At 45.2% G+C, this 20,545-nt stretch carries 19 protein-coding genes and 1 riboswitch; of the genes, 9 read left to right on the top strand and 10 right to left on the bottom strand.

Annotation, left to right across the window (positions count from 1 at the left end):
* Nucleotides 1–152: 152 nt before the first annotated feature.
* Entirely contained in the window at nucleotides 153–1,913 is a 1,761-nt protein-coding gene (locus ACOJRU_RS02965) for an acyl-CoA dehydrogenase family protein (protein ID WP_421133569.1), read from the top strand.
* Nucleotides 1,914–1,998: 85 nt separating this feature from the next.
* Here ACOJRU_RS02965 and ACOJRU_RS02960 read toward each other — a convergent pair whose 3' ends face one another.
* On the bottom strand, nucleotides 1,999–2,544 hold the full coding sequence (locus ACOJRU_RS02960; protein ID WP_421133568.1) for a DUF3016 domain-containing protein: 546 nt from the start codon (nucleotides 2,542–2,544) through the stop codon (nucleotides 1,999–2,001).
* A gap of 94 nt (nucleotides 2,545–2,638) precedes the next feature.
* Nucleotides 2,639–3,004, bottom strand: coding sequence for a hypothetical protein (locus ACOJRU_RS02955; protein WP_421133567.1), 366 nt, complete (start codon nucleotides 3,002–3,004; stop codon nucleotides 2,639–2,641).
* 341 nt (nucleotides 3,005–3,345) lie between these two features.
* Here ACOJRU_RS02955 and ccoG point away from each other — a divergent pair, with 341 nt between their 5' ends.
* The 5 genes from ccoG (at nucleotide 3,346) to ACOJRU_RS02930 (ending at nucleotide 9,613) form a co-directional block, all read left to right on the top strand.
* Complete coding sequence (gene ccoG / locus ACOJRU_RS02950) at nucleotides 3,346–4,773, top strand: cytochrome c oxidase accessory protein CcoG (protein ID WP_421133566.1); 1,428 nt, start codon at nucleotides 3,346–3,348, stop codon at nucleotides 4,771–4,773.
* A complete protein-coding gene (locus ACOJRU_RS02945) occupies nucleotides 4,770–5,741 on the top strand; it encodes a serine/threonine protein kinase (RefSeq protein ID WP_421133565.1) in 972 nt (323 codons plus the stop codon). Before ccoG ends, ACOJRU_RS02945 begins: the two co-directional genes overlap by 4 nt.
* Before the next feature lie 144 nt (nucleotides 5,742–5,885).
* Nucleotides 5,886–6,118, top strand: a riboswitch (cobalamin riboswitch).
* 53 nt (nucleotides 6,119–6,171) lie between these two features.
* The gene (locus ACOJRU_RS02940; protein WP_421133564.1) at nucleotides 6,172–8,094 is read left to right on the top strand and encodes a TonB-dependent receptor plug domain-containing protein; all 1,923 of its coding nucleotides are present in this window, start codon (nucleotides 6,172–6,174) and stop codon (nucleotides 8,092–8,094) included.
* A 188-nt stretch (nucleotides 8,095–8,282) separates the two neighbouring features.
* The gene (locus ACOJRU_RS02935) at nucleotides 8,283–8,915 is read left to right on the top strand and encodes a thiol:disulfide interchange protein DsbA/DsbL (RefSeq protein ID WP_421133563.1); all 633 of its coding nucleotides are present in this window, start codon (nucleotides 8,283–8,285) and stop codon (nucleotides 8,913–8,915) included.
* Between the two features lie 110 nt (nucleotides 8,916–9,025).
* Nucleotides 9,026–9,613, top strand: coding sequence for an HD domain-containing protein (locus tag ACOJRU_RS02930; RefSeq protein WP_421133562.1), 588 nt, complete (start codon nucleotides 9,026–9,028; stop codon nucleotides 9,611–9,613).
* A 31-nt stretch (nucleotides 9,614–9,644) separates the two neighbouring features.
* On the opposite strand, the gene ACOJRU_RS02925 is transcribed toward ACOJRU_RS02930, so the two are convergent.
* Nucleotides 9,645–10,967 (bottom strand): methyl-accepting chemotaxis protein, encoded by a 1,323-nt coding sequence (locus tag ACOJRU_RS02925; RefSeq protein WP_421133561.1) that lies wholly within the window; start codon nucleotides 10,965–10,967, stop codon nucleotides 9,645–9,647.
* 255 nt (nucleotides 10,968–11,222) lie between these two features.
* Nucleotides 11,223–12,788 carry a SulP family inorganic anion transporter gene (locus tag ACOJRU_RS02920; RefSeq protein ID WP_421133560.1) on the bottom strand — a complete coding sequence of 522 codons (1,566 nt, stop codon included), beginning with the start codon at nucleotides 12,786–12,788 and terminating at the stop codon, nucleotides 11,223–11,225.
* 298 nt (nucleotides 12,789–13,086) lie between these two features.
* Between ACOJRU_RS02920 and ACOJRU_RS02915 the strand changes: the two genes are divergently transcribed.
* Entirely contained in the window at nucleotides 13,087–13,377 is a 291-nt protein-coding gene (locus tag ACOJRU_RS02915; protein ID WP_421133559.1) for a hypothetical protein, read from the top strand.
* 27 nt (nucleotides 13,378–13,404) lie between these two features.
* On the opposite strand, the gene ACOJRU_RS02910 is transcribed toward ACOJRU_RS02915, so the two are convergent.
* Genes ACOJRU_RS02910 through ACOJRU_RS02900 form a run of 3 tightly spaced genes read right to left on the bottom strand, consistent with a single transcriptional unit; the run spans nucleotide 13,405 to nucleotide 14,969 of the window.
* On the bottom strand, nucleotides 13,405–13,977 hold the full coding sequence (locus tag ACOJRU_RS02910) for a nucleotidyltransferase family protein (protein WP_421133558.1): 573 nt from the start codon (nucleotides 13,975–13,977) through the stop codon (nucleotides 13,405–13,407).
* 41 nt (nucleotides 13,978–14,018) lie between these two features.
* Nucleotides 14,019–14,333 carry a BolA family protein gene (locus tag ACOJRU_RS02905; protein WP_421133557.1) on the bottom strand — a complete coding sequence of 105 codons (315 nt, stop codon included), beginning with the start codon at nucleotides 14,331–14,333 and terminating at the stop codon, nucleotides 14,019–14,021.
* Nucleotides 14,334–14,342: 9 nt separating this feature from the next.
* On the bottom strand, nucleotides 14,343–14,969 hold the full coding sequence (locus ACOJRU_RS02900) for an alpha-ketoglutarate-dependent dioxygenase AlkB family protein (protein ID WP_421133556.1): 627 nt from the start codon (nucleotides 14,967–14,969) through the stop codon (nucleotides 14,343–14,345).
* Nucleotides 14,970–14,999: 30 nt separating this feature from the next.
* Here ACOJRU_RS02900 and ACOJRU_RS02895 point away from each other — a divergent pair, with 30 nt between their 5' ends.
* Nucleotides 15,000–16,208, top strand: coding sequence for a methyltransferase (locus tag ACOJRU_RS02895; RefSeq protein WP_421133555.1), 1,209 nt, complete (start codon nucleotides 15,000–15,002; stop codon nucleotides 16,206–16,208).
* A 49-nt stretch (nucleotides 16,209–16,257) separates the two neighbouring features.
* Nucleotides 16,258–16,827 carry a peptidylprolyl isomerase gene (locus ACOJRU_RS02890; RefSeq protein ID WP_421134701.1) on the top strand — a complete coding sequence of 190 codons (570 nt, stop codon included), beginning with the start codon at nucleotides 16,258–16,260 and terminating at the stop codon, nucleotides 16,825–16,827.
* Here ACOJRU_RS02890 and ACOJRU_RS02885 read toward each other — a convergent pair.
* Genes ACOJRU_RS02885 through ACOJRU_RS02875 form a run of 3 tightly spaced genes read right to left on the bottom strand, consistent with a single transcriptional unit; the run spans nucleotide 16,824 to nucleotide 20,483 of the window.
* On the bottom strand, nucleotides 16,824–17,339 hold the full coding sequence (locus ACOJRU_RS02885) for a GNAT family N-acetyltransferase (RefSeq protein WP_421133554.1): 516 nt from the start codon (nucleotides 17,337–17,339) through the stop codon (nucleotides 16,824–16,826). The two genes, ACOJRU_RS02890 and ACOJRU_RS02885, sit on opposite strands and share 4 nt — an antisense overlap.
* A gap of 2 nt (nucleotides 17,340–17,341) precedes the next feature.
* Nucleotides 17,342–17,974 carry a gamma-glutamylcyclotransferase gene (locus ACOJRU_RS02880; protein WP_421133553.1) on the bottom strand — a complete coding sequence of 211 codons (633 nt, stop codon included), beginning with the start codon at nucleotides 17,972–17,974 and terminating at the stop codon, nucleotides 17,342–17,344.
* Between the two features lie 13 nt (nucleotides 17,975–17,987).
* On the bottom strand, nucleotides 17,988–20,483 hold the full coding sequence (locus tag ACOJRU_RS02875) for a TonB-dependent receptor domain-containing protein (protein WP_421133552.1): 2,496 nt from the start codon (nucleotides 20,481–20,483) through the stop codon (nucleotides 17,988–17,990).
* Nucleotides 20,484–20,545: the final 62 nt, after the last annotated feature.

The following is a 20,545-nucleotide window of genomic DNA, read 5'->3' as shown; positions in this document are numbered from 1 at the left end:
ATAGGATGCCAGTGAACCGTCGAAAAGCAAAATACTGTTGGTATTATCACCTATATTTATTATTAAGTTTCCGTTAACGGGCTACTCTGATTAGCCTTTTTAAGGCTATAATACGGAAAAATTAAAACACCCGTTTGAAAAAGGAGTCATCCATGCCTTTACATTATGCCCCTACCGCTGACTTTCAGTTTTTACTTAAAGAGTGGCTTGGACTTGATGCTCACTATGAAAAGCTAGGTATTAGCGACTTCGACAGTGATTTAGCTAACGAAATTATTGCACAAGGTGCAAGATTTGCGCTTGATGTTGTTGCCCCTTTAAACCGCGAAGGCGATGAAGAAGGGTGTAAGCTTGAGAATGGAAAAGTTACTACGCCAAAAGGGTTTGCTGACGCCTATCAAGAGTACGTTGCCAACGGCTGGAATGCGATGCTAGGTACCGCAGAGTACGATGGACAAGACTTGCCTTATACCATGGCGGTGCCAGTTCATGAAATGCTAAACGCAGCTAACCTTAGCTGGCGTTTAACGACCATGCTGACTGAGAGCGCGACATTAGCCGTTACCAAACACGCAAGCAAAGCACTGAAAGATAAATATCTTGCGAAGCTAATCAGCGGTGAGTGGACAGGTACCATGAACCTGACTGAACCTCATGCGGGTACAGACCTTAGCTTACTGAATACAAAAGCCGAGCCGCAGGCTGACGGCAGCTATAAAGTAACAGGTAATAAAATCTTTATCACAGCGGGCGATCAAGACTGGAGCAGCAATGTTATCCACCTTGTACTTGCACGTTTGCCAGATGCACCAAAGGGTGTGAAAGGTATAAGTTTGTTCCTTGTACCTAAGCTACTGCTTGACGATAACAATGAACCAGGCGAAGCAAACAGCCTATCGGTAGGTAGTATCGAACACAAAATGGGGATAAAGGCGAGCCCAACCTGTGTTATGAACTTTGATGGTGCAACTGGGTGGCTTGTAGGTGAAGAGAACCAAGGCTTGGCATGTATGTTCACTATGATGAACGACGCACGCTTCCAAGTTGGCCTTCAAGGCCTAGGTGCTGCTGAATCGTCTTATCAAGGTGCACTTACTTACGCCCGTGAACGTGTTCAATCTCGCGCACCTCAAGGTATACAAAACCCTGACGGTAAAGCCGACCCAATTGTGTTTCAACCTGACGTTGCTCGCATGTTGCTAACACAGAAGTCGCAGATTGAAGGGTCTCGGGCATTGTCGCTTCTGTATGCTAAATACATGGATATCGAAAAACTTGGTACACCTGAAGAACAGGAACACGCTGAAAAGGTACTTCAATTCTTAACACCGATTTGTAAAGCCTACATGACCGACATGGGACTTGAAACGACTAGCCTAGGCGTACAAGTGCTCGGTGGTCACGGGTTTATTCGTGAATGGGGTATGGAACAACTTATGCGTGACGTTCGTATTGCGATGCTTTACGAAGGAACCAACGGTATTCAAGCACTTGATCTGATTGGCCGTAAACTAACACGTGACGGCGGCCATATGATGGAAGCAACGTATCAGGCGTTCATCGAACTGGTTAACGAGATTAACGACTCTGACGCTAAACACGCGGCACAGACAGTATTAGATGAATGGCATGCCTCTTCTAAAGCATGTCTTGGGATGGACGGAACCACTGCAGCATCGGCGGCGAATGATTTCCTTGCTTACAGTGCCTATTCACTGCTCGGTGTGCTTTGGTACAGCATGGCGGATAAGGCCGAGTCAGGAGATAATGCGGTATTAGCGTCGTCTAAGAAGAAAACGAGAGACTTCTTCATTGAGCGTATTATGCCACGTCGTGACGCTCACAAAGCAGCGTATACTGCGGGTCCAGACAGTACGCTTGCCATTTCAGGCAGTGAATTTGACTACCTGTAAATAGATAGCACAATAAAAATGCCGCGATGATGGTTTATCATCGCGGCGTTTTTTATGATTTTATGTCGACCTATACGTTTGCGTGTTAGCTATTAGGCTTCACAACATGTTCAGCGAACGTGTCATTAAACCATGTATCTAACATCGCCTTTTCATAAGCTAAATTTTCGTTAGCTCTTCTGCGTGTATGACTTTCTAAAAACGCCATATCTTTCAATTTAACGTCGTCCGCTTTAAGCACTTTACTGTTTTCGCCATTCAACGAATACGTGAAGTTCATACGAGGTATGTCGACCCTTTGAATTAAACGAACATCATTACCGACGTTATTTCCTAAGCCTACGAACTGCGCTGGCCATACTTGTCCTGCTAAATCGAGATTGGTCACTGTCATAGACAACACATAGTGTTCAGGTAATGCCGACGCTAATTCACTGATATGTGCTTCTAACTCACTTAACGTCCGCTCTCGAAATCGCTTACGCGATTCATTCGAAGGTCTAACGTCAGTGAATGATTCAGGCTCTTCCCACGTAATATTAACTTCTGCTGCAGATGCAGTAGGAATATGGGTTCCAAGGAGAAACAGCACCGTACTACATATTACTCCACGCTTTTTTAACAATGACATAATGTTCCTCACTTATTTCGCCAGGCGCGCAATGCACACTGTGAACATTGGTATCTAGGCTGTGATTAACATGATGTATTCATTACACCATGTATTAATCATTACGCGCTAACAAAGGAGATTGTTTAATAATAAGACAAAGCTGCGCTCTGCTGGTTCCCGTGAAATTGGGATTAATGTCATTACCATCACAGTATTTCGTGTTGAATCGTTTCAACGTGGCTTTATTGACAGTAATTGCCGACAGGTACGTGTCCTGATAGGGCCTAAGCGGAGGAAGGCGCTGCTTTACCGTCTCTCGTAGCGCTTCTAACTCGTTCTGTTCAGGCATTTCTGCAAGGGTCACAAACCACCCTGATACTACGCGTTGCGCATCAGAAAAAAGATATTGAGCAAATGATGAACGCAAAACAATGATTAGCACCACGATTTCTGCAAATACAATAAAAGCGCGTAACATTTCCTTCCTTTAAAAAGCAAGACTAGCCGACGTTAAAGCATACTGGATTGTTACCCATTAGATAACACCAAAAACTATACAATGGTATTGAACACATCAGTTATCTCATCGATGAGATATAAATATAGACCTCTTCACCCCGCTTTTTGTTCATTTTCACCACAATATTACCTCAGGTATTCTCTATTGATATGAATATAGTTAATTTCTGAACTTTCAGTATTGACTGAAAACTCAATAATGTAGATCATACTCTACATTGTTGATCTAAATTAAACATGCGCATGTGTGTACTGTTATAATGCGTAGTAACAGCAGATGTGAGTAGCTAAGGTAGTATTATGAGTGAACAAATACCGGTAAAAAATGTCACGCCGGTTAAGGTCCATAAGCCAAAGCGTGAAGGGAAGCGACAAAGCGCGAGAAGTCGAATTTACGTGCGTGCTGTTAAAGGGCCCCTTGAATCTTTTCGCCGTTTTTTCGGGCTTATTTTTCTGGGGTTATTTGCTGCAATCCCTTGGATTCAATATAACGGGCAACAAGCGGTATTGTTGGACATTATTGAGCAGCGGTTTACCATCTTCGGCCTTACCTTATGGCCTCAAGATTTAACACTTCTTGCCTACATTTTAATTGTTTCTGCTTTTGCATTGTTTTTTGTCACCACGTTCGCTGGCCGAGTCTGGTGCGGTTTCATGTGTCCACAAACGACTTGGGTTTATATCTATACGTGGTTTGAGGAAAAAATAGAAGGGCCTAGAAATAAGCGTATCAAGCTTGATGACCGCCCCATGGATGCAGATAAATTTATACGAAAAACACTGAAACAAACGGCATGGGTAAGTGTTGCGCTACTTACGGCGTTAACGTTTGTGGGCTACTTTACTCCCATCAATACGCTATTCATTGATTTCTTCACGTTTAATACCAGTTTCGCCGCGGGTTTCTCCGTTATCTTTTTTGCAGTGTGTACTTATGGAAACGCTGGATATATGCGCGAAATAATGTGTACACATATTTGCCCGTATGCGCGCTTCCAATCGGCTATGTTCGATAAAGATACCTTTACCGTGTCGTACAACGCAAAACGTGGTGAAGCACGAGGACCGCGCCCAAGAAAACTTAGTCACGAGCAAGTGAAAGAAAAAGGTTTGGGCGACTGTATTGACTGTAATCTATGTGTTCAAGTATGCCCAACAGGCATCGATATTAGAAATGGTTTGCAGTACGAATGTATCAACTGTGGGGCCTGCGTCGATGCGTGTAATGGGGTCATGGAAAAGATGGACTACCCTAAGGGGCTGATTAGCTTTACGTCTGAAGAAGAGCTTTCAGGCGGCAAAACCCATATCATTCGCCCCAAATTAATCGGTTACTTTATTGTATTAGTGATTATGACGGGCCTGCTCGTGGCTAATATTTTATTTAGAAGCACCGTTGAAGTCGATATTATACGTGACCGAAACTCGCTTTATCGCGAGACAAACGAAGGCTTGATTGAGAATGTTTATACGATAAAAGTACTCAATAAATCTCAACAAACGCGCACATACCAAATTAGTGTTAAAGGCCTACCTGACTATTCCTATTACGGTGAGCAAGAAGTGACGGTATTGGGGGGCGAGGTGTATAGCACACCGATTTCAGTTGCAACCGACCCCTATAATCTGGAAGATGTGGTAACAGAAATTCAGATTAGCGTAACAACGACCACCCTAGACGGGGACGTTATTACGGTAGATGAGCCAACGAAGTTCCTATATCGATGACAGATTTTTCCTTCTCTGGGCTAAGCCCAGATACCATATTAGATGCCCTGGAAAGCCAGGGCATTTTTCTTGAAAGCGGTTTACTCGCACTTAATAGTTACGAAAATCGGGTATATCAATTCCTAGCCGACGACACCAAGCGCTATGTTGCCAAATTTTATCGACCAGGTCGTTGGAGCAACGAGCAGATTCAAGAAGAACATGACTTCGCTCATGAGCTTGCAGACAATGAAATTCCCATCGTCGCCCCATTGTTTATTAACGGAAAAACGCTGCACCAACACAATGACTATCGTTTTGCGGTATTTCCATCAGTGGGTGGCCGCCAGTTTGAAAACGACAATTTAGACCAGTTAGAGTGGATGGGAAGGTTTATCGGGCGCATCCATCGCGTTTCTCAAGCAAAACCTTTTCGCACTCGTCCGAAGGTAGATGTGGCAAGCTACCTTAGCGAGCCTTTGCATGTTCTTGAAAACAGTACGTTATTGCCGGAACATTTGAAAACTGCTTTTTTCGCCATTATGCACCCTGTTATAAAAAAAGCGACAAGCGCCTATTCCTGCTCTAGTACTATTCGCCTGCACGGTGATTGCCACCCAGGAAACATTTTGTGGCGCGACGGGCCTACCTTTGTCGACTTAGATGACTGTCGAATGGGGCCAGCCATTCAAGATTTATGGATGATGTTAAGTGGCGATAGGCAGCAGCAACTTTTACAGCTCGATACCCTTATCGAAGCTTATGAAGAATTCCACCCTTTCGACACGAAACAGCTTTCTTTAATAGAACCACTGCGAGCTATGCGAATGGTTCACTACATGGCATGGCTATCTCGACGTTGGGAAGATCCCGCGTTTCCTCGCGCTTTCCCTTGGTTTGCAGAAGATAAATACTGGGAAGGCCAAATTTTATCACTGAAAGAACAAATGTCAGCCATGCAAGAGCCGCCGTTAAAACTCGGCTTTTAACTCTCTCGCACGGTTAACTATGTACATAATATACAGGCCTTAATGTAAAACGTGATGACTTGTCACGTTTTAGCATAAGGCCTTCTCTCGCTATTATTCAGTCTCTTATATATACTTCTCGCCGCTTTGGTGCGTTGCAAGTGAATTTTTTGTCATTTTACGGGTGTGTTACGCCTAACGTGATAAAAAACACGTCGCGATGTTAAACGGGAAATCAGTGAAATGCTGATGCTGCCCCCGCAACGGTAAACTCAATACACACGTGTGTATTATCTTTTAAACACCACTGCCGCACAGTGTCATTTTGCGGTGGGAAGGTAAAAGATCCATGTTTTGGTGAGTGAGCCCGGATACCGGCCTAAGCCTTACGGTAGCAATGCTGCCATTCATTCACCCATGTACTCGGGCGGAGTACATTGCGAGAACTATCATGAAAACACACACAAAACGCTTTAATGCGGCCCTAGCCGTTACTACTTTATCCTGCCTGTTTAATCATGCAGCTGCGCAGCAACAAGACGTTGAAACCCTTACTGTTACAGGCTCACGCATACCCGTAAGCATTACAAAACTTCCTACGTCGATTTCAGTGCTAACCGAAGATGATATCAATGCATCTGGCGCTGTCCAACTAGCTGAACTTATCAGAGGATTACCTGGTGTAAGCTTATCGCAGTCAGGCAGCCCTGGTGGTTTAACGGAAATGCGCGTCAGAGGCGGCGAGACCAATCACTTGCTAGTACTTATCGATGGCGTGATAGCGAACGATATTGGTCAAGGGAGTCTTATCGACTTAGCCCACCTTACTACTGCAAATGTCGTTCGAATTGAGCTGTTAAGAGGGCCACAAAGTGCTTTATGGGGCAGTGGTGCTATTGGTGGCGTGCTCAGCATAACCACACGAGCGGGCCAGCATGGCAACGACGATGCAGACGTAACGCTTTCGCTATCAGGCGGCACGCAAGATACCTTTCGCGGTAGCGTGAATTCGGCCTCGCAGTTCGACAATCTTGGCGTGAACGCGTATGCCAATTATTTTGTGACCGATGGCGATAATATATCCCGCATGGGAAGTGAAGACGATGGCTATGAAAACGTAACCGCAGGCGTTAATGCTAATTATTCAGTAACCGATGTTCACACGTTTATTGCGGCGCTTAGAACGGTAGCATACAACAATGACTACGATGGAACCGATTTTGTCACTACTGGGTTGCCGACTGATGCGAATAACCGTACCGACGGCTCGCAACTAAGTACAAAATTACAATGGCGATATACACCATTGCAAAGTGATTATGCCTCTGTCATCGCTTTTCAATATAGAAAAGACGAAAATGACAATACGACCCAAGGAACAGATGCCGGTGGTACAACGGGCGAAAGACTGGAGTTAAACTGGACCAATACATTTAGCCTCGACCAGTGGAATATTGCTGCCGGTAGCGAATACCTGCAGCGTTTGTTTTCGCAGCGAGGGCCAGTTAACTTTGGCGACCCTAACCAAAAGCAACACGACAACACCCTCAGTATCTTTGGTGAAGCTTCTCGTCACTTATCTCAAACCTTGTTTACAACGCTTAGTGCTCGGCTTGATGACAATAGTGAGTTTAAAAACGCAACGACCTATCGTGCTGGTCTAACGTGGGATATATCCCCTAATGTCGCGCTATTTTCGAGTGTAGGTAAAGCGGTTAAAACCCCCACTTTCACCGAGCGGTTTGGCTTTTTCCCAGACAGCTTTGCCGGCAACCCCTCTCTTACTCCAGAAAAGAGTGAAGAGGTTGAGTTAGGGTTACGAGGCAGTACACAAAACCTTAGCTGGCAAGTCAGTGCATATAACGCACGGCTAGAAAATGAAATAAATGGGTTTGTCTTCGCGCCAGATTTAGGTGTATTCACCGCCGACAATGTAGAAGGCGAAAGTAAACGTCGAGGCATAGACACAGAAATGACATGGTCGACGTCATGGGCGGCGTTCTCTGCAAGCTATAGCTACCTTGACGCCGAACAGCCTGACAACACCTCGTCAGCGACTGAACTACGCAGAGCTAGACATCAAGGCGCACTTACTGCCTCTTCGTCTCTCGGCATAGATAAGCTATCTGTTTATGCCAAGTTAGCGTATACGGGAACGCGTTTTGATACGTTTTTCCCACCGTTTCCTGAACCGTCACAAACATTAGCATTGTCAGCCTATACCTTAGCGACGTTTAACGTTCAGTATCAACTGACCGATGCGCTTTCTGTGGCATTGAAAGTTAATAATGCGTTTAATGCAGACTTTGAGGACATTATTGGTTACCAAGGGCAGGAGCGTCGTACCTTGCTTACGCTTGCTTATCAAATGTAACGAATAGGGTATAGCAAGCCCATCAATAATGGGCGTGCTATACCTGCTGAAATCACGTTACAAATGCAAAGCGTTACGCATTGATTCATGGGATTTTTTTGTACGCTGGTCGCGTACGCTAGTGAACAGCAAACGCCTGTGGTAACCTTTGTAATGATAACTATTATTCTTTTATAGGAATTTACTCAATGAAAAAGTTTGCAGTACTGTTTTTAATGGCGATTATGCTGCCGTTAAGCGCTTGTGCCCAAGAAGGCCCAATGAAATGGAAAGAAGGTACACATTACGTCGTCCTTGATGAAGAAGCGACAGATAAACCTGTAATTACTGAGTACTTTTCGTTTTGGTGCCCTCACTGCTTCAAATTTGAACCCATTGTTAAACAAATCAAACAGAAGATGGATTCAAATACGAAATTCAATAAAGTGCACGTAAACTTTATGCGCTTTGCCGGTCCTGATGTACAGGATGCAGCAACAAAAGCCATGTTGATTGGCCGTGCCATGAAGCAAGAAGAGGCAATGAACGCTGCCATCTTTAATTACATACATAAGCAACGAGCAACCATTACGAATCTTAATGACCTTCGTAACATTTTTGTTGTAAACGGTGCCGATGGTGAAGCGTTTGATAAACTAGCCAGTAGCTTTGGCGTTAACAGCATGGCGAAAAAGAACCAACAAGCTATTGATGCAAACCGTGCTTATTTAACCGGTGTTCCAAGCTTTATTATTAACGGTAAATATCAGCCTACTTTCACCGCTGAAATGACATTTGATGATATTGCAGACCTTATCGTTTATTTGTCTGAGCTAAAATAGAAATTGATGCTGCCATCACGTGGCAGCTCGACATGTAAAATGCATTAATGGGTGCCGACGTAAATCGGCGCCCATTTTTTTAAGCCATAGCCGACACTAAGAGGTCACTTATGCTTGCTGTAGACTCCTTCAATGCTTTTATCTGCGAGCTAGATAAGCTTAAAGCGATAAAACGACAGATTACGTTACCCTGTGATGGGCAACGCCAAGAGAACTCGGCTGAACATAGTTGGCATGTTGCATTAATGGCAAGCATGTTAAGCCAATACGCCAGTAAACCAATAAATGTAACCCGTGTTATTCAAATGATTTTGATACACGACGTTGTCGAGATAGACGCCGGAGATATGTTTGCGTTTAACGCGCAGCATAGTCATGATGCGCAAGCTGAAAAGGAAGTCGATGCGGCGAAGCGTATATTTGGGCTACTGCCTGCCCCATTAGACCAACAATGGCTCAATTTGTGGCTTGAATTTGAAGACGCAACGACTCCTGACGCTGAGTTTGCTAAAGCCATGGACCGCGTGCTGCCTGTTTTTCAAAACATGAATGACCAAGGTGGGAGCTGGAAACGCCACGGTATTCGTCGGGAGCAAATAGAAAAGCGTAATGCACATTTGAAGCAATGTGCACCCGCCCTGTGGGATTACGTTGGCCAACAACTTGATGTTGCCGTCGCCAATGGCTGGTTGAAGTAGCTCGCGACAGTATCGGGTTGTCAACACCTCACTAGAGGCGTTGTGCAAAATGCCCGATGGCTTGTACCACTTCATCAGAACCGCGCTGAATTTCATTCATTACTTCGCCCGATTCATTAGAGTAATCCAATGCATCTCTTGCGCGGGCCTGACTTGTTTCTATCAGTTGTACTGCGTTTTCAGTCAATTTCCTATTTTCCGTTACAACGCTAACAATTTCTTCGGTTGCACTACTGGTTCTTGAAGCAAGTTGCCTGACTTCATCAGCAACCACTGCAAAACCACGCCCTTGGTCTCCTGCCCGTGCAGCCTCTATTGCTGCGTTAAGCGCTAACAGATTGGTTTGGTCTGCAATACCACTAATGCTTTTCACTAAATCTGCGACTTTTTGCGATTGTTCATCTAACTCTTTAATGCCCTGACTAGCCAAGCCCATTTGAGAAGACAACCCTTGCATTATCTCCAGGGTTTTCTTGACTACATCACTGCCCTTCAGGGCCTGCTCACCGGTTTTTGTTGATGTGGTAAAAGCCACATTAGCAGCATCAGCAATGGCTTGCTCTCGCTGCATTTGCTCGGTTATCACCGTGGCAAATTTAACGACTTTATACAATTTCCCATTTTCATCACGTATAGGGTTATAAGATGCCTCTAACCAGACTTCACGCCCGTTACTATCGATGCGCAGGTATCTATCGGAGAACATTTCCCCATTGGACAGATTTCTCCAGAACTCTTTGTACTCAGCACTGCCTGTGTAGTCTCGCTGGCAAAAAATGCTGTGATGTTTACCAATAATTTGAGCAGCTTGATAGCCCATTGCCTCTAGGAAGTTTTCATTGGCTTTTAATATGGTGCCTGAAAGGTCAAACTCGATGACAGCAGTTGAACGATGCAGCGCTGCCATCATGTCGTGCTGTTCTCTTGACGTTTTAATTTCAGAGGTTTGTTCAGCCATGTACAAGACGATGCGCTCTACTTGCCCATTAGCATTATCAATAGGGTGTAAAATCGCTCTTAGCCAGTGCTCGTCTCCTTTCGCGCCTGCAATGCGTACTTTCCCGTGCCAATGCGCGCGTGACTGCACAGCGCTAAGCAACCCCTTTCCATCTTGCGTTGAAACAAATTCTTCGTGAAGCAGCACAGGCACCCGCTTTCCCTCAAGATCTTGCATGCTGTAATGCGTAAGCTTCTCAAAGCCTCGATTGCATGCGGTAATCCCCCCGCTTGCGTTTAGTTCAAGAAACAACAGCTCCTCTCGTAACTCTTTTTGAATAGTATGGAATGCCTCAAGCTCTTTTTTTAGCTGCTGATTTTCAGCTTCAAGTGCCTTTTTATTAGAAAATAGTCCCATTCTGGCTTTTACCTCACCCCTAAATTAACTGCTTATTTTTTTGGTACTACGCGCGCTTCACGTGTTAATCAGCGTTGTAACTATGTAGTAAATGTAGCAGAGGATTTGGATTACTCTAGGCCAAGGCTTGATATTTAAACATTTGTTTACGCTTAAAAGGGCACTAAGCGCTATTTAATGGCTAAAATAGGTATGGTAAAAAAAAGCCCAAATCTCATTAGAGGTTTGGGCTTTGAACATTTAGGGAATGCCGGTTTACGCTAGCGAGTCTGTCGCCACACGATACCTTGGATCTTCATTCACGTTAATTTCAACAAATTTATCCGCATTTCGAAGTAAGCAGCGGCACTCGTCACTGATATGACGGATGTGTAACTTCTTACCTTGTTCTTCATACTTATCGGCAAGCGTATCGAGCGCATCAATACCTGATGAGTCCCAAATACGAGATTCTTTGAAGTCGATAACCACATCGTCAGGGTCATTTAATACATCGAACAAATCTTTAAAATGAGACACTGAACCGAAAAATAACGGACCTTCTAAGTCGTAGACTTTCCAACCATCGTTGTCGATATGCGATTTTACCGCAATATGTCGTGCATGCTTCCAAGCAAAAACGAGGGCAGAAACAATAACCCCTACCACCACTGCAATAGCTAAGTCGGCGATGACAGTAACACCGGTTACGAGGAAGAGAACAAATGCATCTTCTTTATTTACGCCACGTATTATTCTAAATGACGCCCACTCAAAGGTAGCAATAACAACCACAAACATAACGCCCACTAACGCTGCCAGTGGGATCATTTCGATAAGGGGTGCTGCAAACAAAATGAATGCTAATAGTACTAGTGCTGCGGTAATACCCGATAAGCGACCTCTGCCACCGGAATTAATGTTAATCATACTTTGACCAATCATGGCACAGCCACCCATTCCGCCAAAGAACCCATTAACCGTATTTGCAACACCTTGCCCTACGCATTCTTTATTACCACGCCCGCGGGTGTCGGTCATTTCGTCAATAAGTGACAATGTCAGCAGAGATTCTATTAAACCAACCAAACACAAGATAATTGAGGTAGGCAAAATGATCATGAACGTTTCCCAGGTAAAAGGCACCATAGGAATGGCGAAACTAGGCAGCTCTCCCGCGAGCGTCGCACTTGCTTTTTGTTCCGCAGGTAAAAGGTCGCGTACAAAATCGATAACAGTTCGCGCTTCTAAGTCCATGCCATGAACAAGTGCAGTAACGGTAACAATAGCTACTAGCGATGCTGGAACCGCAGTCGTTAATTTAGGTAACAGATAAATGATAGCCATGGTTAAGGCCACAAGGCCTAACATCCAATACAACATGGTGCCTTGCATCCACGTTAACTCACCCACGGCGTTAAGTACTTTAAACTGCCCTAATTGCGCAAGGAAAATAACGATTGCCAGCCCGTTTACGAACCCCAGCATTACGGGGTAAGGCACTAAGCGAATAAACTTTCCAAGTTTAAACACGCCACACATGATCTGCAGTAACCCGGCGAGAATGACCGCGGCAAACAGATATTGCACACCGTGCTGTGCGACTAGCGCGACCATCACCACTGCCATTGCGCCTGTCGCCCCAGAAATCATACCGGGTCGGCCACCTATTGCAGAGGTAATTAACCCCATCATGAAAGCTGCATATAAGCCAATCATAGGCTCAACACCTGCAACAAAAGCAAATGCTACTGCTTCAGGTACCAGTGCTAACGCAACCGTAATACCTGACAGCACATCGTTTTTAACGTTGCTATCTTTATTGGTAATTAAATCGAACATGTTTTCTCAGCGTGTAAAACGTTTAAAGGTTAACGGCTTTTATTGTTCTGATGAACAAGCACAAGCGCGCTTAAAAGTGCCCGCGATTCTATCATCATTGTGCGTTAAGATCTTTTAATAGAATGTTAATCGAACAATTCAAGATTTAAAGGTGTGCTCTGCCGGTGAAGTTTATTTTGTTTTGTTGCTGACAAACGTTGGGTGACATGGCATCGTAACGCGCAATTTTGCAATGAGGTTTACCGGCTGAATCGCGCCCCTTGTGCAACAGTCACTATTTAACACGCTAGGAGTTTACGTGGTCCCTTATATTTTAACTGTTTTATGTATTGGTGTTGCGTTCACTATTCATTGGTTTGCGCCTAAGGCGTATTGGAAAGCCACGTTGATGTCGACCGCGGTTATTTTGCTTTTTTCAATTGCAGCACTTTTTATTTTTAAAGCATCAGGAATGTTGGTTAGTGAGCACACTGGCAAAAACCCTGACTTTTCTGCTGAACTGCCTACTATCACCTTATTAATGACCTTCTTTGGGTTTCTTATCTCTGTGTTTGTTGGCTGGTTTCTTCAGGTTGTACGCCGTAAGTAACGATAAGTTTATTACCCAAGATTGATGCTATTGGGTATTGACGAGACGTAATTGTGGCCATAACTTTAACCATTTTTTAGTCGTAACGCGCCTACTGAATACCTCAGGTCGAGGTATTTTCGGATTAACCGAAATGGTGCCTTTCATGTTTTGACTGAGGCCAAAAGGGGCAAGAAATTCGAATGTATCGTTTAGCGATAATCGCACCGCGACACAGGTCTCCCTTTCTACCCACATGGAGAGTGCTTCTTCACATGACGAGTAAGGGGCGTGGTTGTGCTGAATATGCATTCTTGCTTGATTCTTAACCTGCCAAGGCGCCGCTGGGCACTGCTTTTGTAATGCTTCTTTGATGGCGCGTTCGGCCGCCGTTGACACCGTATGCGGGTCAAAATAAATAACATCAACATCGTTAAGCGGGGTTGGAACCACAAACTCGTGCTGCGCGTCCCAAATAGCATTTCGCAAGAAACCTGCACCAATATACCCTTGGGGCAAATCCAACGTACGTAATGCATATAAACAGTCCATACGATAGTTATCTGCAATGAGGATATTCTCAACGTAGCGTCGCTGCGCTGGGGTAATCGTGGGGTACATGCTCACTTTTAGAATGTTCTGAGGTGGGTTTGGTAAGCGGCTTACCGTTTACTGCCACCTAAACAATCAGGTGATGGAGAAGACGCTTGGCCTTTTGCTATCCACTCATCTGGTGTATAGGTATGCAGCGCTAATGCATGCACGGGGCCTTTTAATGCTTCATCAAGGAGTGCATTTACTGCACGATGACGCGCAATTAAGCGTTGACCAACGAAGGTCTCGCTCACTACGGTTACGTTAAAGTGGCTTTGCGCACCGTCGGGAACATTATGCATGAAACTTTCATCGACAATGTCTAGAAACGTCGGGGTTAGTGCTTCATTCACTGCACTTTCTATAAATGCTTTTACGTTCATTTGTTTTGTTTACCTTGGATGGATGAATCGGTAAGTAAGATTAATTCTATCACCAATTGATTTTGCCGTCTTTGCGATACCGTGAACATAGTGGGTTTGTGTGGTGCCCGCCATCACTAATAAACTACCATGCTCCAAATGATGTACATATCGCGCTTTGGTTTCCTTGTGTTTAAACACAAATGGGCGAGATTCACCGAACGTTACCGAGGCAATCGTCGGATTGACACCAAGCTCGGGCTCATCATCGGCATGCAAACTCATGCTATCTTGTCCATCTCGATACCAGTTTGCCAATACACTATTAAATGGCGCATCGCATTGATGACTGCATTTATCTTTAATCGCCGATAATTCTGGCGTCCAAGGCGATGGCGACAAGGTTAAGTTTGAATATTGATATCGGCAGTGTGCGTCACCATGCCACGACTGCAGACGAGGAATAGGAATAGACTTTCCATACAAACGAATATCGTCCTGACGCCACGGGAGCGTGTGGGCCAGCGTATGATGATACGCATTCGCTTGCTCTACACCTAGCCATTGCGGATAATACAAGACATCTGCTTCTGGCAAAGGAAGCTTCACAGGAGATGACGGGCTGCGGCTCGATGTCTCAAACAGTGGTAACTGCATGTCGCCCTCTTTAACGTTGAATGTAAAACAATGAATACAGAATTTATATTGGCTGACCGCCAGCTTACCTTAATACGCTACCCTGAAAAGCTCCAGCATGTGAGTTTGCAAGCATGGGATAGCGCCGATGAATTACTTATTAGCCATGTAGAGTCATTACTTAGCGATATGCCACCGTGTAACGCAAACAATCTGGTTATCGTTAACGATGATTTTGGCGCGCTTGGTTGTTGGTTTACGCATGTTAACCCCATTTGGATTTCTGACTCCTACATATCATTACGTTCGCTTAAAGAAAACTTGACCCAGAATGGGCACAGCGTTTCTATGGCCAACGATACGCAGATTACCGCGCCCGTCTCAACGGTAACGAGCGTTGAGAGCATGCACTTTGAACCACCACATACGCCTAAAATAGTCGTTATAAAAGTTCCTCGTACACTTGCTCTACTCGAGCAGCAACTTATCGATATCAGGCGCTACGCGACAACTGATACTCATATCGTAGCGGGAGGCAAAGCCAAAGCCATCACAAAGTCGGTGTTAGCGCTGTTTGAAAAATATATCGGCCCAACAACTACGTCATTGGCGAAAAAGAAATCGCGTCTTATATTTTCTACGTTTGATGACAGCATAACGCCTCCCTCGTCGCCCTACCCTGTAACATGGACGTGTAAAAGCACGGCGGGAAAAGTCTTTACATTGCACAACCATGCTAATGTGTTTTCACGTCAATCTCTGGATATTGGCGCGCGCATCATGCTGTCTCATATGACCGTCGCCGCTAATGATGTAGTAGTCGATTTAGGCTGTGGCAATGGCATTTTAGGGTTAAACGCGCTCAATTTGGCGCCCCATTGCAAGGTTATTTTTGTAGACGAATCGTTTATGGCAGTGGAAAGTGCAAGGCAAAACGTACTTGAAAATTTTCCCGAGGCGATTGAGCAATGCCAGTTCATTGCCAGCAATTGCCTAGAACAGCTTATCGAACAACAGGGCGAAAACTGTGTCAGTAAAGTATTATGCAACCCGCCGTTCCATCAACAAAATGCCATTACCGATCATATTGCGTGGCAAATGTTTCATGACGCAAAAGATGCCTTAGGTAAAGGCGGCCATCTTGTTGTAGTGGGCAATCGCCATTTAGACTATCACATTAAGCTAAAACGCATTTTTGGCGGTATAACAACAACAGCAAGTGACAGCAAGTTTGTTGTTTTCACCACCGCAAAACGATAAGGAACGCACTATGCGAAATATTGTAACGCTATCAATTGTCATTGTGAGTATGCTTTTGAGCAACACATTACTTGCCGCGAAAAACGATGATGGCTCACACGTACAGCCCGATAACTATTACCCGCGGGTTAAAATTGAAACCACTATGGGTGATATCGTGGTCGAATTGGATAGACGACGTGCACCGATTACCGTGAACAACTTTTTACGATATGTAGATAAGCGAAGCTATGAGAATACGATTTTTCACCGTATTGTGCCTGGCTTTGTGGTGCAAGGTGGCGGCTATACCGAAAACTTCGATGGCAAGTCTAACTTCCCTGATATTTTTAACGAGTCAGGCAACGGGTTAACCAATGACTTACACACTATCGCCATGGCGCGTCAGGATGACCCGCATACCGCTAACCGTCAGTTTTTCTTTAACGTTAACGACAATAGCACGTTAAACCCGGGGCGCGATTGGGGCTATGCTGTTTTTGGAATGATTGTAGAAGGCGAGGATATTGTCGACGCGATGTCAGAAGTAGAAACCGAATACTCCATTCGGTTAAACACCAATAACGTGCCTATTGAGCCAATTATTATAAATAAAGTCACGGTGTTACCCCCCTACTAACACCCTACCAATATAAGGGGTTGCCAATAAAGATGCTGGCCTGGCAACCCCTTATCAAAAAACGTTCCTTGTTTTTGAAAGCCTAGTTGCTCAAGCACATGCTGTGAACGTGCATTTTCTGGGTGTGTCATTGCCGTTATGAACGGAAAATGGCGATTAACCCTCGCCCACTCAATAACACCGTGAGCCGCTTCAAATACAATGCCTTGCCCCCTAGCATGAGGCAACAGCGCAAACCCTAAGTCTGGGCATGTAAAAGCATAACGGTTTATCAGACCACACAACCCTAGCGCTTGATGCGTTTTTCGACATTTAACTGCGAGTAAGCCATAGCCCCATTCTGACAATTGCGTATTAATGCGGTAGATGTACTCTTTGGCATCTGCCGCATTGCTCACGCCCCTATCACCAATAAACTGAAGCCAGAGCGGATCTTGGTTTATCGTAAGTACCCATTCGTGATCATCAAATTGCAGCGGCGTCAGCGATAAGCGTGGTGTGCGTATTTCCATACTCATTCCTGATGCGCGGTTAACAGCGCGTCTATTTCGCTTCGCACTGCGTCACTCACATGCGCAGCCCTGGGATACTTTACTGCATTTCTGTCGTTAACCCGTGGGTGCTGCCAATGGGAGGTAAGGTCGATAAAAGCTTTAGCTTCTTTAGCTCCACCATGTTCTAAGCAACCCGACAGGCAGGTATCGATATACGTTTGGTGGACGGGGTACTGTGCTGTCGCGGGTTCACACGCCAGCGTTTCGCATAGCCAATACGTATGCTTTTCTAACGCGCCACGTGCCATAGCCCCCGCATCATCTGAGGAGAATGATATAGCGTGATGGGGAACTTGCACGAATTGATAGTCTTTTTCACGTTCGCGTAGACGAGGGTTAATAGAAGTAGGAATAAGCTGCGCGGTAAGCTGCGATGTAGCGTCCACTAAAGCGCCGACATACGTCTGCGATTCTGCGAGGCTTCGGGTTACCCATGCGCGCTGAAAACCATCAACGCGCACAGGAATGCCAAGTGTATGTATCTGCGAGAAACGCTCTCGACTGTCTTTGCTTAATAAACTGCCATAGCCTAATACGATATGTTGCGTATCAATATTTCTCAGCCATGTTGCAATATCATTGTCTGAAAGCATATAACCCCGTGTCTTAGAACAGGGCGCGAACCCCCACTGTTAAATTTCTACCTGGGAGCGGCGCTTGGTCTTTGAGGAAAGACGTATGCACTCGCGCCTCTTCATTTGTAAGGTTGTTTCCTCTGGCAAATAGTACCCAATCCACCCCCTGACTCGCAAATTCATATTGGACACTCGCATTAATCAGCGTGTAACCGTCGGTTGCCGTTTCAAACGCTGCCACATCAGTTTGCTCGTCGTACCACGTAAAACCAACATCAGCACTTAATGCATCGTTCACGTAACTTAGCTCACTGCCCAGTCTCATCGGTGGCGTACGCGGTAAGTTGTCGTCTTCAATGTCTGCATCAATATAGTCGGTAAATACCGTCAAGCGAAGCGTGTCGCTCATATCAAAATACGCTTCGGCTTCCATACCCCAAATATCAGCGTCAGCTTGTTGGAAGTAAAACACCGGCAAGCCTTCTTCACTATGTTCGTCATGGGCTTCTTCATGCATGTCGCCATCAAGCTCATCGCCATGATCTTCATGGTCGTCATGCTCTGTTAACGCAACAAGCCCAGTATTAGTTTGATAAACATAATCGCTAGCCTGATTGTAGAAGAATGAAACGCTATACCCCCAATCGCCCGTGAACTTTCGGAACGTCACGTCAAGGTTAGTACTTACTTCTTCTGAAACGCCTTTTAGTGATTCTTCAATATGCCCTTCTTCGTCTAGGTCGAACACTAGGCCAACTTCGTAACTTTGCGTCGCTAAATGCTGACCTGAAGAGAATAGCTCTTGTTGGCTAGGTGCACGCTCGCTTCTTGACAAGGTTACCGCTACCGACTGCCCGTCTGCGTAAACCCAATTTGCCCCAGCAGATAACGACACGCTGGTGAAATCGTACTCTGGGAAATTAAAGGCTGTTGCATGCGCTTCGTGTTCACCTTCATGCTCTTCTTCATGATCTTCTTCCCCTTCGTGCATGTCATGGTCTTCGTCATGATATACCTCCAGTTCAACCGCAGTATCTTCAGCGTCTATGGTTGTGCGCTCAATACGACCACCTAGCTCAAATGTAACATCGCCTACTTTCTTCTGCTCAATCAAATATAGCGCATAGCTTGATGTGGTATTTTCTGGCGTAAATGCCTCTTCTCCTACCGCATTGTAATCGCTACGGTTAACCTGCAATCCAAATACGCCGTGCCACCCATTAACTTCTTCGTGATAGGCAGAAAGACGGATATCGCTCGCTTTGTTGGTAAACACAGTTCCCGGCTCGCCGTCTTCAATTTCAGCATGTTCATAGTCTGTGTATGCTGCAGCGAATTTAATGTTGGTTAACCCTTTTACCGGTGAGTGCCACTCACCTGCGGCTTGATATCGGGTCATGTCTACATTGAGTAAAACGCCTTCTTCACCGTGTTCTTCATCATGATCATCATGCTCGCCTTCAAGGTCGCTATGCGCTTCATCATGCTCTTCATGTTCTTCACCGTGCGCATGGCTGTGACCTGGAACGCCATACTCGTTGTCTAGTTGTTCAACGGCGAAACCAAAATAGCCTTCCTCGGCGACGTATGAAATACCCGCTACGATATTGGTGGTTTCCATGGCGCTGTCTTCAAGAACGCCATTTGGTTCATCTTCGTCTGGGTCGACAGACGCAAAACCAGGAATATCGGCATTTTCAGTGTCACGGAAAAAACCGTCTACGTGCCATACAATATTGCCTGAACCGCCGGTAATATCACCACGGGTATACTTACCTTCATTTACCGTACTGTAATTAACCTCGGCTTCACCCTCTACACCATCAACTTGGTATTGCGGAATACGTTTATCTACAACGTTTACCACCCCACCGATGGCGCCGCTCCCGTATTGTAGTGTGGCTGGACCACGAAGTACTTCAATTTGTGTCGCGCTTGATAACGTTGTGGCAACGTTATGATCAGGCCCAACACGAGAAACATCAGACACGTCTAACCCATTTTGTACAATTTTAACGCGAGGGCCATCGTTTCCTCGAATAACAGGGCTGCTTGATACTGGCCCGAAATAGGTACTGTGGACACCAGGTGCATTCTTTAATGTTTCACCCAGTGTAGGCGCTTCTATTTTTCGTAATTTTTCAGCACCGATCACGGTCACAGGCGTAACTGATTCAAGCACTGAAGATTCTAGTGCCGTTGCTGTAACCACGATGTTTTCTACCGATGCCGGCGTCAGTGTAAAGTCGACACTTTGGTCGCCTTCAATCTCGCCTAAGTCATTATCGCCATGGATATACTGCGATGAGAATACGTGCAAGTGAACGTGGGTTTGCTTTACGTCTTCAAAAACATACACACCTTTGTCATTGGTTTTAGCGACTCTGCGCGTGCCCTCTATTTGCACCTTCGCACCGACAACCGCATTACCCGAGGCATCAATAACTTTACCGGTAATGGTAGTTGCCAGTGTTGGCGCACTGAGCAAACCGGCAATAGTCAAACTTAACAACGATGGAACCTTCATTACTTTCCCCTACGTGTAGTATTTTTATCAATTAATGTGATGTTATAACATTGTCATCAATG

This window comes from Alteromonas algae (genome assembly GCF_049117195.1).
Lineage (GTDB): Bacteria > Pseudomonadota > Gammaproteobacteria > Enterobacterales > Alteromonadaceae > Alteromonas.
Note: the sequence above shows the minus strand (reverse complement) of the source record. Positions and strands in the feature narration are given on the sequence as shown.